At 38.6% G+C, this 15,089-nt stretch carries 12 protein-coding genes; 1 reads left to right on the top strand and 11 read right to left on the bottom strand.

The window, feature by feature from the left end; translation table 11 throughout:
* Positions 1 to 21: 21 nt before the first annotated feature.
* From ODZ84_RS12535 to ODZ84_RS12510, 6 genes are read right to left on the bottom strand one after another with little or no spacing between them, the layout of a single operon-like run.
* Positions 22 to 1,176 (bottom strand): beta-ketoacyl synthase N-terminal-like domain-containing protein, encoded by a 1,155-nt coding sequence (locus tag ODZ84_RS12535; RefSeq protein ID WP_266172652.1) that lies wholly within the window; start codon positions 1,174 to 1,176, stop codon positions 22 to 24.
* Positions 1,173 to 1,604 carry an acyl-CoA thioesterase gene (locus ODZ84_RS12530; protein ID WP_266172651.1) on the bottom strand — a complete coding sequence of 144 codons (432 nt, stop codon included), beginning with the start codon at positions 1,602 to 1,604 and terminating at the stop codon, positions 1,173 to 1,175. Before ODZ84_RS12530 ends, ODZ84_RS12535 begins: the two co-directional genes overlap by 4 nt.
* Entirely contained in the window at positions 1,594 to 2,859 is a 1,266-nt protein-coding gene (locus ODZ84_RS12525) for an ABC transporter permease (protein WP_266172649.1), read from the bottom strand. The genes ODZ84_RS12530 and ODZ84_RS12525 overlap by 11 nt, the downstream gene beginning before the upstream one ends.
* Positions 2,849 to 3,601, bottom strand: coding sequence for an ABC transporter ATP-binding protein (locus ODZ84_RS12520; protein ID WP_266172648.1), 753 nt, complete (start codon positions 3,599 to 3,601; stop codon positions 2,849 to 2,851). The genes ODZ84_RS12525 and ODZ84_RS12520 overlap by 11 nt, the downstream gene beginning before the upstream one ends.
* Positions 3,601 to 4,596 (bottom strand): BtrH N-terminal domain-containing protein, encoded by a 996-nt coding sequence (locus ODZ84_RS12515; RefSeq protein WP_266172647.1) that lies wholly within the window; start codon positions 4,594 to 4,596, stop codon positions 3,601 to 3,603. Before ODZ84_RS12515 ends, ODZ84_RS12520 begins: the two co-directional genes overlap by 1 nt.
* Positions 4,597 to 4,652: 56 nt before the next feature.
* On the bottom strand, positions 4,653 to 5,057 hold the full coding sequence (locus ODZ84_RS12510) for a hypothetical protein (protein WP_266172646.1): 405 nt from the start codon (positions 5,055 to 5,057) through the stop codon (positions 4,653 to 4,655).
* A 285-nt stretch (positions 5,058 to 5,342) separates the two neighbouring features.
* Between ODZ84_RS12510 and ODZ84_RS12505 the strand changes: the two genes are divergently transcribed.
* Positions 5,343 to 8,255 (top strand): M16 family metallopeptidase, encoded by a 2,913-nt coding sequence (locus tag ODZ84_RS12505; protein WP_266172645.1) that lies wholly within the window; start codon positions 5,343 to 5,345, stop codon positions 8,253 to 8,255.
* Positions 8,256 to 8,386: 131 nt separating this feature from the next.
* Here ODZ84_RS12505 and ODZ84_RS12500 read toward each other — a convergent pair whose 3' ends face one another.
* The 5 genes from ODZ84_RS12500 to ODZ84_RS12480 form a co-directional block, all read right to left on the bottom strand.
* Positions 8,387 to 8,830 carry an ABC transporter permease gene (locus ODZ84_RS12500; protein WP_266172644.1) on the bottom strand — a complete coding sequence of 148 codons (444 nt, stop codon included), beginning with the start codon at positions 8,828 to 8,830 and terminating at the stop codon, positions 8,387 to 8,389.
* A gap of 6 nt (positions 8,831 to 8,836) precedes the next feature.
* Positions 8,837 to 9,268 (bottom strand): hypothetical protein, encoded by a 432-nt coding sequence (locus ODZ84_RS12495; RefSeq protein ID WP_266172643.1) that lies wholly within the window; start codon positions 9,266 to 9,268, stop codon positions 8,837 to 8,839.
* Complete coding sequence (locus tag ODZ84_RS12490) at positions 9,268 to 10,407, bottom strand: beta-ketoacyl-ACP synthase III (RefSeq protein WP_266172641.1); 1,140 nt, start codon at positions 10,405 to 10,407, stop codon at positions 9,268 to 9,270. Before ODZ84_RS12490 ends, ODZ84_RS12495 begins: the two co-directional genes overlap by 1 nt.
* Before the next feature lie 144 nt (positions 10,408 to 10,551).
* Positions 10,552 to 11,322, bottom strand: coding sequence for a dialkylrecorsinol condensing enzyme DarA (locus ODZ84_RS12485; protein WP_266172640.1), 771 nt, complete (start codon positions 11,320 to 11,322; stop codon positions 10,552 to 10,554).
* A 42-nt stretch (positions 11,323 to 11,364) separates the two neighbouring features.
* Complete coding sequence (locus ODZ84_RS12480; RefSeq protein ID WP_266172639.1) at positions 11,365 to 15,018, bottom strand: MMPL family transporter; 3,654 nt, start codon at positions 15,016 to 15,018, stop codon at positions 11,365 to 11,367.
* Positions 15,019 to 15,089 lie beyond the last annotated feature (71 nt).

The following is a 15,089-nucleotide window of genomic DNA, read 5'->3' as shown; positions in this document are numbered from 1 at the left end:
TCAAAATTACAAAATTATTATTTAGACTTTTTCCAAAACAATGGCCGCATTACATCCCCCAAAACCTGAAGCTGTTTTTAAAATAGATCTGATTTCCGCCGGTTGATTTTCTCTTATTATATTCAGCGGTTGTGAAGTCCCCGTTTCTTCAAAGTTTTTAGACGGAATCAGAGTGCTGGTTAGAGCGCTTTCCATTGAAATAATGCTTTCCAGTAGTCCTGAAGCACCCAGACAATGTCCGTAATAGGCTTTCATGCTGTTCAGAGGAACATGCTGTAATCCCATTCTGTTGAACGCAATGGCTTCCATTTCGTCGTTGTATATCGTAGCTGTTCCGTGTGCTGAAATAAAATCAATCTCTTCTGCTGAAATATTGGCTTCTGTCATGGCATTTTTAATGCTTGCAAACAATCCGTCGCCGGTTCTTGACGGCCCGGAAATATGGTTGGCGTCGTTGACGGCTGAATCTCCTGAAACTTTAAAACTGAATTTTCCGTTTGAGATTGCTTCGTTACTTCGTTTCTCGCAATGACTTGTCATATAAACTGCGGCAGCTGCTTCCCCGATATTGATTCCGTTACGGTTTTTATCGTAAGGTTTGCAGACTTCTGTTCCAATGGCCTGAAAAGAATTAAAGCCTGAAATGACAAACTCCGAAATTTCGTCTCCGGCGATAACAAATGCATCCTTGTATTGTCCTGCCTGAATCATATTTTTCGCCACAGCAATGGCCATTACTCCGGAAACACAAGCATTGGAGATGACAATCGGTTTTACTGTAAATCCGAAAAAATCAGCAATTTTCTGAGCTAAATTCGACAGGAAAACTCCTTCCGGTAAAGTCTCCTGATTTTTCAGCAGGCTGATATTCCCTTTGGTTGTCGATAAAATAAAAGCGGTTTTATCTGAAATAGGGTGTCTTTCCACCAAAGGTTTTAAACTCAGCAAAAACATTTTTTCAAGCTTTGTGAAATCTGAATCGTCGAAGTTTTTGTTAAACTCTTCTTCCAATTTTTCAGGATCCAGAACCGAAGCGAAAAAAGGCTCCTGATTTTCTATAATTTTATGTAGAGCTACGCCCGACTTTCCTGTGAGAAGGGCAGTCCAGTTAGACGGAATATCAAAGCCTAAAGGCGTGACACAGTTATAATCTGTAATGTACACTTCGTTTTTCATGATAAGCCCATTTTATCTTTCCATGCCTGAAAAAAATCAGGATTATACAGACACAACTTGTTATCAGCATCCAGAAACACCTGGATCGTTTCTCCGGAGCATACTAATTTGTGGTCTTCATTAAAAAGCTCGTACCGATAGATCAATTTTGCTGAAGCAGCATTTACGAAAGTCGTTACAATATTGAATGTTTCGCCATATTTTAAAGGAAGAAAATGTTCACAGGTACTTTTCACGATCGGTGTTACAAATCCGGCATTCTGAATATCAAGATAGGTTAAGCCGTGCTGCCTCCCGAAAGCTTCTCTCCCGTCTTCGAAATAGACGATGTAATGTCCGTGCCAGACAATTCCCAGGGGATCAGTTTCGTTAAATCGCACCCTTACCTGTTCTGTACACTGTAATATAATTTCTTCTTTAGACTGCATTTTGTTTTCTTTCGTAAATTAATGAAATACCCACCATGGCAAGATAGAATAAAAAGAGGAACGACAATTCTTTTGCGATTCCGCCGATTCCGCTGTTTCTCAGAATAATATCATAGTAAGCATTCAGTCCCCAGTTCATTGGCGAGAATTTGGCAATGGTCTGCATAAATTCAGGCATTAAAAAAACCGGGACCCAGATTCCTCCGATTGCGGCTAATACGACAACGGATGTCGCGCCAAATGGAGCCGACTGTTCCTGGGTATCAGCAACAGTTCCCAATAAAACACCAAACCCAATGGCAGCCAGACCTGAAAATAAAGTCACTACCATAAGCTGGAACATTTTTCCGGTAACATCAAACTGTGGCAAATCCATGTACGGAAACAGGTAAATTCCTACTGCTACCATCAATAAAAACTGGATGATACAGATGATAAGATAGGTAAATGTCTTCCCTAAAATATGCACAAAATAAGGAGTTGGGCTTATCCTGGCTCTTACGCTGGTTCCCTGGCTTTTTTCTTTAACCAGATTAATAGACAGAGGCACGACAATAAAGAAAATGGCAAACAGTGCCCAGGCCGGAACGTTATGCTGAACGGAGTTGGGAATGGTTTCCATGGCTCCCTTTTTAGGAGTGATCTCTTTAAAGCTGATTAAGTTTTTATTTTCTTCAAGATTTTCGGTGGTTCCCAACTGATCCTGGAAAGCTTTGTAAATCTTTTTATTCTCGATCTCAAAAACCATTTTATTAACCGCATTCATCACATTGTTTTTGAAACCTGCGTTAGTCGCAGGATCAAAATATAAATGAATGTCTTTGGCTTTCACCGTTTTCAACTTTGCTTTATCTGAATTTTCCTCGAGACCGAACGAACTTACAATCGTCTTGACTTTGGATTCTATCTCAGCATTTAAATCTGTGGTTAAATTTTCAGGAATAACGATAGCCATCTGATAGTCTCCTGAAAAAACGGCATCCTGTGCTGATTTTTCATTATAATGGGTCAGAAGTTCAAAAGTTTTGCTGCTTTCAAGTTCGTATTTTATATTTTTTGAAATCTCAGATTTATCGTTATCAATAAAAATGATCGGGATTTTTGAGCCTTCAAGATTCTTGAAAGTAGAATCCTGAATCAGGGTGATCGTGATAATGAGTAACAACGGCATCACAAAAATAATAACGATCCCGCCAATATCTCTTTTCAGTAAAAGAATTTCCTTAACAAAACTTCTCCACAATTTATACAACATCTCTTAATTCTTTTCCGGTTAATGAAATGAAAACATCTTCTAGATTTTCAGAGCCTGTCACTCTGTTTACCAGTTCTTCAGGAGTTCCGACCGCATGTATTTTCCCATGATCGATGATCGCTATTTTGGTGCAGAACTCCTCTGCTTCCGACAGGTGATGTGAGGTATAAATAATACAGGTTCCTTTTTTATTAAGCTCAAGAAGATAATCGATGATTGCTTTTTTGGACTGAACATCAACGCCAACGGTAGGTTCGTCCAAAAACAGAACTTTCGGGTGATGCAGGGTTCCTGCAATAAGATTACAGCGGCGCTTCATTCCTCCTGAAAACTGTTCTACTTTTTTATCGGCAAATTTTGACAGGCCCATGATTTCCAGTGACTCATCAATGGCATTCCTTAGCTTTTTGTGACTTAAACCGTAAAGACTTCCGAAGAACATTAAATTTTCTTTAGCTGTCAGTGTTGGATACAGGGCATATTCCTGAGGAACAATCCCAATAATCTGCCTTAATTTATAACCCTCTTTCTGAGGGGACAGGCCACTGATGGTAAAGCTTCCGGAAGTGGGTTTTATTAAGCCTGAAAGCATAGATATCAAAGTGGTTTTTCCGGCTCCGTTAGGCCCCAGAATACCGTAGATTTCGTTCTTATCAATAGTCAGCGAGATATCATTTACAGAGAAATCATCTGCATTTTTATATTTTTTATATAAATTTTTAATCTCAATAAAATTCTCCATTAAATCGCTTTTCTCAGTTTTTTATAGAAAGCTTCTTCCAGATCTGCAATGTGAAGCATGGTCCTTGAAAGTTGATTATAAATATCGCTTTTTGAATTTCTGTTTTTGTAAACTCTGGCGATGTCTACTGCAAAATCTCTCCAAAGATCACCGATGGCTGTAATTTCGATTGACAATTCATTCAGCTGATCGTTCTTAAGAATAATAGCTGCCTCCTGCAGGAATGCTCCGTAAATAAACCTGAAACCGCCACCGCCGGTGCCGATTTCCTCCTGCATCCTGATGAGCTGACCCAGGTAATGGTTAGTGGTTTTCGTGCCTTTTTTTGCGGCCCATTTCGGAATGCTTCTGGCGACCCATCGGATGGCTTTTACACCAATGATCGGAACGGGAGCCAACATATTTTTACAGGTATCTTTGATTCCCTTTTTGATCGCTTCTTCGAGATTTACATGGTCGGGAATGTAGGTAGGATAATACATATGACCTTTCGGTGGAAGGGCTCCTTTAGCATATCTCACTTTTTCCAGTTCCGCTTCTGTAAGGGTGGTTGCATAATCCATAACAGGATCACTGATCAGGAATCTGCCGTCTTCTTTTCCGTAAACAACAAGGTTGTGCGCATTGAAATGGAATTTATATTCTTCAGGAAAGTAGGTAAGGTTAAAAACGCCTACCTGTAAACCTGTAGGTATATTTTGATCCAAATTTCTTTCCAGTGCTTTCTGTGCATCTGCAGGATTTGAAAATTTTTCTCTTTTGATTTTAATGCCCAGTCTCTTTGCTGCTTTGCTGAAAATAGCACCCGGCATCGGACGGTAGCTGAAACCAGGAGCGAAATTTACCTTCAGAAAAGGTAAATACACAAAGAATAATCCGGAACCAATTCCGAAAATCATAGGTTCGCTGAGTTTCAGCCCTTTGTTCAATAATAAATTGGAGGCCACACCGTTTTCGCAATGCGCGGTCTGATGGTGCTCAAAATTAAGTTTCATTCGTAGCTTTCTCTTTTTGATCTCAGATAAACCCTGCTAAACCAATATGGCTTTACTTATTTACCGTTGAAGTTTTTTAATTCATCCACTGAAATTCCGAAGGTATCGGCATATTTTTTCAGTACGGATTCGCTTAGTGTCTTAAATATTTTAGGTTTTGCATGTCTTTTTACACGCCATTGCCACATTCCTACATAGGCGGCAAGCACCTGCAGATCCATCTTATTCAGTTCCATGAAGTAAATAATCGGACTTACCTTATTATGGGCAACATTTTGCCTGGCTTCTTCAATTCTTTCATTAATTAAAGCGATAGATTCGTCTAAAGCAGCTTTCTTCGCCTCCCAACCCGTACTGTTTGCAGTAGTATAATTGTTGTTCTCATCAGTTACATATAAAACCTCAGTCATGTTGGCTGATTTCATATTGCTTTCATCCTGAGGAAGGTCTTGTTTTTTCATCTTACTGCTGTTGTTTTTCCGGATCCCAGATGAAAAAAATCATCCGATTTCCCGATTAATTTATCAATCGGCTAAAATAGTGAAAATTGATTATATGTAGATCATATTATCTTCTGTGATATTTAGATCGGCTTTCAGGATGTAAAGTTAAATTGATTATTAAATATCATCATTCATTATACTCATCAGTAGCAGGATAAATTTCATGATTACATAATTACTTGTAACAAATAAACGATTAGATGACACTAATAGATCAAGAAAATTTGATTAACAAATAATTTTATGAAGAAATTTTTTATTTCTGTTTCACTCTTCTGTATGTTGAGTGCAATGGCTCAGAAATTTGAAACTCAGACTCTCACTGACCCACAGGGCTACTCGTATGAAACGGTGAAGAATGACCAGTCCGGGGTAAGGGTTTACACTTTAAAGAACGGATTGAAAGTATATCTTGCCAAAAATGAAGATGCCCCAAGAATTCAGACTTATATTCCGGTAAGAACAGGGTCAAATAACGATCCCAATGATAATACAGGACTGGCTCATTACCTGGAGCACATGGTGTTCAAAGGAACTTCTCATCTGGGAACTCAGGACTGGGCAAAAGAAAAGGTTCTTCTTCAGAAGATTTCTGATCTTTATGAGCAGCACAAGGCTGAAAAGGATCCTGTAAAGAAAAAAGAATTATATAAAAAGATCGATGAAGTTTCTCAGCAGGCATCAAAATATGCCATTGCAAATGAGTATGATAAAGCTATTTCATCTCTTGGAGCAACAGGTACGAATGCTCACACCTGGTTGGATGAGACCGTTTATAAAAATAATATTCCTGCCAATGAGCTTGAAAAATGGCTTAAAGTGGAAAAAGAACGTTTTTCCGAATTGGTCTTAAGACTTTTCCATACTGAACTGGAGGCGGTATATGAAGAATACAACAGAGCTCAGGATAATGACGGGCGTCTGGTAAATTATGCTTTAATGGAAGCACTTTTCCCAAAACATCCCAACGGGCAGCAGACCACCATCGGAACTTCCGAGCATCTGAAAAGCCCGTCGATGGTAGCGATTCATAAGTATTTTGATACCTATTATGTTCCTAACAATATGGCCGTCGTACTGGTTGGTGATCTGGATTTTGATAAGACCATAAAACTGGTTGATCAGTATTTCGGAGCATTCAAATACAAAGAACTGCCAATGAAAAAGATGGTCACGGAATCTCCGATGACCTCTGTTGTAACCAGAACCGTGAAAAGCCCTTCTACAGCAAGAATGACGATGGCCTGGAGAACCGATTCGTATGGTACGCAGGAGGCAAGACTGGCTGATGTGGTTGCAGAAATCTTAAGCAACAGGGGAGACGCGGGTCTGATTGACCTTAATATTAATCAGAAACAGAAAACGCTGGGTGCAGGAGCTTACGAGTCTCCGTTTAAGATGTACGGATCTTTTGCTTTAACGGTGACCCCGAAAGAAGGGCAGAGTTTTGATGATGCTAAAAAATTATTGTTGGATCAGATCGGTTTAGTTAAAAAAGGACAGTTTCCGGACTGGATGCTGAAAGCGATCGTAAATGATAAGAAGGTTCAGAGAATGAAGACCTGGGAAACAGCAGATGGGCTTGCGACCAATCTTTATGATACTTATATCCATGAAAGAACCTGGCAGCAGGAACTGGATGAGATTAACGAATATGAGAAGATTTCAAAAGCAGACATCGTAAAATTCGCAAATGAGTTTTTCAAGGACAATTATGTCGTTGTATATAAGGAAAAAGGAGTGAATGATAAGCTGGTTCGCGTTGAAAACCCGGGAATTACTCCTATTGAACTGAACAGAGGAGCACAGTCACCTTTCCTGAAGGATATTCTGGCGACCAAACCGGCAGAGATCAAGCCTGAATTTATAGATTATAAAACAGCGATCCAGACTTCTCAGATCAAGGATAAAAAAGTAAGTTTCGTAAAAAATAAGTATAACGAAATTGCCCAGGTAAATTATATCTTCCCGTTCGGAACAGACAACGACAAAGAATTGTCTCTGGCCATTACAGCTCTGGAATATCTGGGAACCGATAAATATACTCCGGAGCAGCTGAAAGAAGAGTTCTATAAATTGGGAATCTCAAATTCTTTCAGAACATCAAATGATCAGACGATCATCACACTGAGCGGTCTTGAAAGCAATATGGAAAAAGGCGTTAAGCTGATGAACCATTGGCTGACCAATGTGAAGGCGGATAAGGGAATTTATGATCAGACTGTAAAAACGATCCTTGAAGCCAGGGAATCTGCCAAAAAAGATAAAACCAGAATCATGAATGCATTGAGCAATTATGCGAAATACGGAAAAGATTCCCGAATGACGGATATCGTTTCTAAAGAGCGTATGCAGGCCATCAATGTAACTGATCTGATGACAAAAATCAAAACCATGAATCAATATCCGTATGAAGTTTTCATCTACGGTAAAGATCAGAAGAACTTAGAGAAAGCAGTAAAACCTTATATTGCCAACACGACTCTACAGCCTGCAAAAGCAAAAGTATATGCTGAACCTGCTACTGAAGGGAAAGTATACTTTACCAACTATGATATGGTACAAATGGAGATGGCTAAAATTGCAAAAGGAAACAATGTGAATCTTGGAAACTTCGGTAAGGCTAATCTTTTCAATGAGTATTTTGGCCGCGGACTGTCTTCTATTGTGTTCCAGGAGATCAGAGAAAGTAAATCCCTGGCCTATTCTGCATATGTTTCTTATGCGAATGCCAGCGAAATCAACCACCCGAATTATGTGACCAATTATATCGGAACGCAGTCCAACAAACTTCCTTTAGCGGTTACGGCAATGAATGATCTGATGGCACAGCTTCCGCAAATTCCTGCACAGTTTGAAAACTCGAAGGGATCTGCATTGAAACAGATTGCTTCAAACAGAATCAACAGAACAAATATTTTCTTTAACCAGCTGGCCTTGAAAAAACTGGGTGTTGATTATGATATCCGAAAAGATGTATATGCCGAAATTCAGGGTCTGACTTTGCCACAACTGACAAGTTTTTACGACACTGAAATTAAACCCTTAAAATATAATACAGCCATCATCGGGAAAAAAGAAAACCTGAATATGGAATCTATTAATAAGATGGGAGAATTTAAAGAGGTAAGTCTTGAAGAGATCTTCGGATATTAATTCTTAATGAAATACAGATTGAAGTGGGGTAGAGATACCTCACTTTTTTTATTTGGTAACACCAGCAACGCCTGACATAACAAAAGCTGCACAAAACTGTACAGCTCTTATCTATTTAAAGTCAGCTTTTTTTATGATTCCACCTGCTGGATAAACAGGTTGATCTCTGCTCTGATTAATAATTCGTCATTCATAAAAGTCTCACAGAATATATTGCAGATATTTTCAAATTGAGAAATAAGGGATGCTTTGGAAATAATGTGATCTCCAACGTTCGGCAAAGCAAAAATTTCAATTTTTTTGATGTTGGTAATAAATCCGATGACTTTCGTTTCTGCTTCATCATTTGTAAAAAAGCTTTGTCCGAGAATTGAAGAGCATGTCTGCGCTGCATTTTCAATAAGACCGGCTTCCGCAAATTTCCCATGATGAACAAAAATATTGTCTTCCAGAATTTCAAAGGAAGTTACCACTTTTTCTTCAGTCAATTCCAGAATATAATCTGCCATCAGCATCGGTTCGCGATGCGGGAGAAAATGGTGGATATTGATGGTGCTTTCTTCCTTGATTTTCATTGATATTTATTTTACAACCGTTTTCATCTGAGAACTTGCAATGACCTCATCATTCAGTTTTGTTACTGCGTCTACCAAAGTCACTCCCATAATTTCGTTCAGAATCGTCACTTCTGTTTTCAACTGATCTCCAACTTTGGGCAATTTTTCGGTCTCAAAAGATTTGATTGCACCAATGTATCCTGTCGGAGCTTCTTTTCCTAACAGAAAATATTTGTAGCCTGTGTGTAACGCGACGCTCTGTGCCTGATGTTCCACAAGGCCTGAAGCCTGGAAAATACCGTCCTGAACAAAAATATTCTCCTCTTTTATATCAAATCCTGAAACCAGATGGTTTTCGGAATAAGAGGCAATGCTATTAACCATAACAAAAGGAAACCGCTGCGGAATTAAGTTTTCCACAAAATTCTGATCAGTGGTTGGTAAATTATTTTCCATTAGCAAACCGTTAATAAAGCACAGGAATATGAAAATCTTCCGCTTTCAGGAACGCAGAGAAGTACTTTTTCTCCCTTTTTAAGATTCCCGGAATTCATCAGTTGCTCTAGGGCGATGAAGATGGATCCGGCACCGATATTTCCGACTTCAGAAAGATTGTAAAACCATTTTTCCCATGGAAAATCCAAACCTACATTGGCAAATTCATCCTTCAGTCCCTCTTTGAAGTAACCCGAAGAAATGTGTGCCAGAACGTGATCTATAGATTCCGGGTCCAGCTCGTGTTTGTCGAAAGAGGATCTTAAGCTTTCTGCTCCTTTTACCAGAATATATTTATCTAAAATCTTAGTGTCCTGCTTTAAGGCAAAAATAGATTGTTTCAGCCATTCTTCTGATGGGTAATCTGCCCACGATTTTAGGCTGCCGTCCTCCTGCTTTTCGGAACCTGCATACATACATGCTTCAATTTCATGAGCGTACGAGTAGAAATCAATCCATTCTAATTTCAGATTTGTTTCATTTTCCCTTGGTTTATTTTCCAGCAGGAAAGCGCCGGCTCCGTCAGAAAGCATCCATCTCAGGAACTCTCTTTTGAAAGCAATAATGGGCCTTTCTTCTAATAAAGCTAAATTTTCAGCTTCGTGATTAAATTTATCAGCAGTCATCCATGCGGACATCCTTTCAGAACCCAGGCATACTGCATTTTTATGTACTCCTGCTTTCACGGAAAGAAAACCATAGTTCAGTGCGTTCATTCCTGAGTTACAAAGTCCTGATGCCGTGTTAATTGCCAGAGGTTTTCCGATATTAAGCTCGCCATGAACCATTGATGCATGAGACGGCTGGATTTGATCCGGAGTAGAGGTGCCTACCGAAAGAAGCTCCAGGTCTTCTTTTCTGAACTGGTCATCAAAAAGTCCCTCTACAGCGTTCGCTGCAATCTGAGCATTGGTGTGGGTAGGATTACCTTCTTTATCTAAAGCATAATATCGGGTCGTAATTTTATTGTTTCTTAAAATAATAGACTTTGCTTTAGATTTAGCGCCATTTATATAACCAAGATACGTTTCCATTTCATCATTAGAAACAGGTTCATTAGGTAGGTATGTTGATGCTTTTGTTATAAATACGTCGTACATTCTATTTTAATTTAATTCCTTGTAAATATTCTCTCTGTCTTTTTCTTTTAAACCAAAAAATCGGTGTGGTCAGTAGGTGTAAAACTAAAACTATCGGTGAAATAATCCAGATAGCGGCCATCAAATATACTTTAAAGAATTTTATCAGCAATGGGCGCTTCTCTTTTTCTTGATAATAAGATTGGACCAGACGGTAAAAATTTTATTTCCCACTTTTTCCACTCTTACCAGGAAAGGTCTTATTTCTACGGCCCCGTTTTTTACCAGATCCGGCTGGAGAGTACTGAACTCATTCTTACGGAAATGGGTTTCGATAATTTCACCATATTTTACCGAGCCGATAATTTCTTCGTCTGAAATCCCGGCTGCAGGGAGCAGTCCTGATTTTTCTTTCCGGCCTGTTGTCAGCCAGCGCAGGATCGTCAGCACACTTGTATAATTGTCATGCCTGTCTACCAGGGCGATATTTCCTATAAGCTGAGCCTGCATATCTCTTAAGTATACCTTAAGTTTTTCCTGTGAAAGCATCCACATATTTCTGGTTGCAGAAATGGTAATGACAGGGGTGTCTTTCAGTATATTTTGGGCAAAACCACTTTTCAGAAAGGAAATGACAGGAATAGACGGCGTTAAATACCAGACCTGGTATCCGAATAGGATAAGATCAAACTTTTTATTCAGCACTTCTTCCGGTGGTGGCAGAATCTCACTGGGAATCTGTAAATAAGACTCCGGAAAAGTATTAAAGAAGACATCACCGGGCCATGGAAACGGAAAATCTTTCCTGAGCGTGATGTTATAATACGTTACTTCATATTCATCGTTTTTATCTTCAAACGGTCGGGCGATATTTTTAATGATATCTTCCAGCTGTCCGGTTTGAGTGTAATATATGACGAGTATATTCTTTTTCATTAATATCGTTTAGCGTTTACAAAAATATGCTTTTCATATTTATTATTTGGACCTAAATACTTTTAAAGATTCTGAACTGAATTTCAGGAGATAATTACTATTCTCAAACGAACTTATTTTTGTTCCTACAAAAATAACGGTTTCAGGATATTCTGACCATTCATTACCGTTGAAATCAGGATCGGAAACTAAAAGAACGTTAACATTTTCAGGAATGTCTTGGGTGTTCTTTCTGTAATTGATCTTTCTTTTCTGCACTAAATAATGCTGTTGGGCAATTTGCCTTTTCTCATCATCCTGAATGACTGAGAAAATCTTTCTGCCTGCCTGCTGCAGTGTTAATATAATATCTTTTTGCCCGAAATCATTGGCTATGTGCAGAATGACCGCATCTTTCGGAATCTGTTTATTCATTTCGTAATAAACAGATTTATGGGAGTTAAAATCATCTTTAACCGCTCTCACTACTTCTGCATCCTTATATAAAAAAGCCAGCAGTAATTTCTTCTTAAAATAATCTTCGCCTTCGAGCTCATCTCTTAATCTGGCAAATTCTTTTCTGAAGCAGGCGTTAATTTTTTTTGTTCTCTCGGAATAATTCTTACCGAAATTCATGTCATCATTCGGGATCCGGTCTCCTACCTTTATGGTAATGGCTCCGTCATAAATAATAAAATCGCCTTTCGGAAGAACTTCAGAATTTCCGTGAATGTAGAGAGGCAGAATATCCAGTCCAAACTGTTCGGCCAGGTAAAAAGCTCCTTTATGAAACCTTTTGATATCATGGGTATAAGAACGCTCTGCTTCCGGAAAAACGACCAACGAGTATCCCTGATCTATTTTTTCTCTCAGCTTTTCCATCCCATTTTCAATTCCCTGAGAGACAGGATAAAAACCGAGGGCCCTCACCATTTTTCCAAAAATCGGCGATTCGTAGACCCAGTCATTCACAAGATAAACAATTTTGTGAGTCACCATCGCGATCGCCAGGGTATCCAGAAAAGAAGTGTGGTTCGCAATAATGATTGCAGGTTTACTAAAATCCTCCTTTGTATTTCTAATGACCTTCTTCTTTACAAATGGATTCGAAAACAGCACAGAAGTTAAAAACTTCGCCGTTATTAATTTAATAAGGTCTAATGTTTTGCCTTTTGAATTTTTCACGAAAATACTTCCGATAAAAGAAAACAGCAATCCGCCCAGCCCGTAATATAAAAATGACAGCCCAGAATTCAGAAGCAGCCTGAAGGTAATAGGGGATAGACCTTTTTTGGCTCTGTTGGTAATTAATAATCTGAACCAGAAAGGATACAGGGTTGAGGTAATGATGATCACGGAAAACATTCCGATCAGTGCGACCAAAGCCAATGAGTGCAGAGCAGGATGTTTGGCAAAAATCAGTGACCCGATGGATAAGATTGTCGTAAAAACAGCCAGAATAATGGAAGTCCTGTAAGTTGGCAGTTCATTTTTCCCGGTAGTATGCTCCTTCTGCATCGCCTGTGTCAGGAAAATACTGAAATCATCTCCCACTCCGAAAACAAGGGTGCAGACGACCGTACTGAAAATATTCAGCTCCAGACCTAAAAAATATAACATTCCTGCAGTGACCACTCCTGTTAAGACAATAGGAAACATGGTCAGAACAGTGAGTTCAAAGTTTCTGAAGAAAACAATGATCGTTAGGATAATGGCAAGAAGAGAATAATTGATCAATGTGTTGAAATCCTTTTTCAGCAAACCCAAAAAGTTTTCATTCATCTGCTGCCGGTCGATCGCCAGAGCATCGTGATGTTTTTCCACCTCCCTGATAAAGGTATCTCTTTTCTTTTCGTCAAGTTTAACCACATTTGACACCGTATAAAAACCGTCTTCATGGCTTAAAAACTCAGAAATCTGTAAAGCTTTTACCTGGGAATACTCTTTTAAGGATAGCGGAGAATATTCTTTATCTAAATTTTCACTGAACCGGTCGAACGCTGAACGGTTGAAGCCGAATTGATCCCCATTCCGGATCAGGTCAGATAACGTCCGGTTCTTTTTGTAGGGATCCCAGAATTTTTTCCAGTCATCGATTTTCTTTTGCTGGTCTTTTTCCGATAAAACCACATTACCAATTGAATTGTAACTTAAAATTACACCGTTGTTTTTCTCTTTCTCAAGGAAACGGCTCAGCTGGGAGTTTCGTGTTAATGCTTCGTCTTCAGAATCTCCGTAAGAAATGGTATAAATGGATTTCGAGGTGATATCTGAAAGTTTTTCCAGTTTTGCTTCACTTATTTTTAGATCTTCAGGGATGTAATTCAAATCTCCGATATCCTCATTAAAGCCGACATGTCTGAAACCGAAAAGGCAGGCAATAATGATGAGCGAGCATCCGATAATTAACGGTTTGTTTTTCTCATATGGATAAGACCCTATTTTATCAATAAAATTAGCATTGGGCTCAAATCCTTTTTTCTTAGGTATATAAAGCTGCGGAACAATGATCAAAGCGGTCACTGCAGATAAAATAACGGTAATCGCTGCGAAAAGGCCTAAATCTTTCAGGGCTTCCGAACGAACAAAAACCAGGCATAAAAAAGAAACCGCCGTAGTGGCGCTGCTTAATATAATGGGCTGTGTGATCTCCTTATACAGCTCTTCAATATTATTATTGTGCTTATAATGGGTAAGAATATGCAGGGCATAATCGATGGTGATTCCTATCAGAATAGCGCCTACGCTCAGAGAGATGGCAGAAATTTTATCTTTAATAAAGTACAAAATAAGCAGGGCTAATAAAACAGAAAATACAGTCGGCAGAAAAACAATAACAGGCGTGAAAAAATTCCTGAAATAATAAATCAGAAGAATTAAAAGCACGGTCATAGAAATCGCAACCGTATTCTGTATATCTTTTTTAATTTGTTGAGCGTTAGCAACAGCGATGATGGGAGAACCGAAATAACTGACTTCCGTTTTCCCTTTAAACCGGGTGTTGAGATGGTCTTTTATTTTATTAAGCTCATCAACAAAAGCTTCGTTGTTTTTGGTATCGTTGCTCTTATTTTTAGGTTCTATAAAGAGAAGAAGATTTTTTCCGTCCCTGGTAACGATATAGTTATCTTCCAACTTAAAATCTTTACTGATGTTCAGAGCATTCAGCTTTTTAATTCCTAAAAAAGTAATTCCAAGGGGATCCTTTTTAATGAATTCTTTGGTGACCAGACTCGTAGGGGATACCAAAGAAATATAATTGTTTTCTACCTGCCTGGCAATGCTGTCTTTCTGCAGTTTATGTTCAATTTCCCGGTAATCGGCCTCATTTAAAAACAACGGAAGATTCTGATTCACGAAATCAAAGGTTTCGGAAATTTCATTGTCATTGATTTTTCCCTGCACAGAGCTCATGTACTTTTGTAAAGGCTCTGTTTTAGTTAGAAATAAATCTGCCGTTTCCGAAAGCTGATAGTGATCTTCTTTGGACTTATTTTCAATGATAACAATGATCTTGTCTGAAAAATTAAGCTGTTTCAGAACTTTAGCCGTAAGGTCAGACTTTTCACTTTTGGGAATAATCTGATTAATGTCTTCTTCAAAATTAATTTTTGAAGCAAAAAAGACACAGATAACGGCAACTCCAACTGCAAAAAATACAGAAAGAAGCCTGTTTTTGCAAATCAGATAATATAAATAGATAAAGAAGCGATGCATTACACAGTTAAAATCAAGATTGCAAATTTAATTTTTTCATGATGAGTTCAAAATGTTTTAACAATAAGTTT

The sequence above is a fragment of the Chryseobacterium fluminis genome, assembly GCF_026314945.1.
In the GTDB taxonomy this organism is placed as follows: Bacteria; Bacteroidota; Bacteroidia; order Flavobacteriales; family Weeksellaceae; genus Chryseobacterium; species Chryseobacterium fluminis.
This window is presented reverse-complemented; position numbering and strand designations above follow the sequence as displayed.

Bases quoted from the DNA above. Each gene is read 5' to 3' on its own strand.
- ODZ84_RS12535 (WP_266172652.1), bottom strand. From the start codon at position 1,176: ATGAAAAACGAAGTGTACATTACAGATTATAACTGTGTCACGCCTTTA.
- ODZ84_RS12530 (WP_266172651.1), bottom strand. From the start codon at position 1,604: ATGCAGTCTAAAGAAGAAATTATATTACAGTGTACAGAACAGGTAAGG.
- ODZ84_RS12525 (WP_266172649.1), bottom strand. From the start codon at position 2,859: ATGTTGTATAAATTGTGGAGAAGTTTTGTTAAGGAAATTCTTTTACTG.
- ODZ84_RS12520 (WP_266172648.1), bottom strand. From the start codon at position 3,601: ATGGAGAATTTTATTGAGATTAAAAATTTATATAAAAAATATAAAAAT.
- ODZ84_RS12515 (WP_266172647.1), bottom strand. From the start codon at position 4,596: ATGAAACTTAATTTTGAGCACCATCAGACCGCGCATTGCGAAAACGGT.
- ODZ84_RS12510 (WP_266172646.1), bottom strand. From the start codon at position 5,057: ATGAAAAAACAAGACCTTCCTCAGGATGAAAGCAATATGAAATCAGCC.
- ODZ84_RS12505 (WP_266172645.1), top strand. From the start codon at position 5,343: ATGAAGAAATTTTTTATTTCTGTTTCACTCTTCTGTATGTTGAGTGCA.
- ODZ84_RS12500 (WP_266172644.1), bottom strand. From the start codon at position 8,830: ATGAAAATCAAGGAAGAAAGCACCATCAATATCCACCATTTTCTCCCG.
- ODZ84_RS12495 (WP_266172643.1), bottom strand. From the start codon at position 9,268: ATGGAAAATAATTTACCAACCACTGATCAGAATTTTGTGGAAAACTTA.
- ODZ84_RS12490 (WP_266172641.1), bottom strand. From the start codon at position 10,407: ATGTACGACGTATTTATAACAAAAGCATCAACATACCTACCTAATGAA.
- ODZ84_RS12485 (WP_266172640.1), bottom strand. From the start codon at position 11,322: ATGAAAAAGAATATACTCGTCATATATTACACTCAAACCGGACAGCTG.
- ODZ84_RS12480 (WP_266172639.1), bottom strand. From the start codon at position 15,018: ATGCATCGCTTCTTTATCTATTTATATTATCTGATTTGCAAAAACAGG.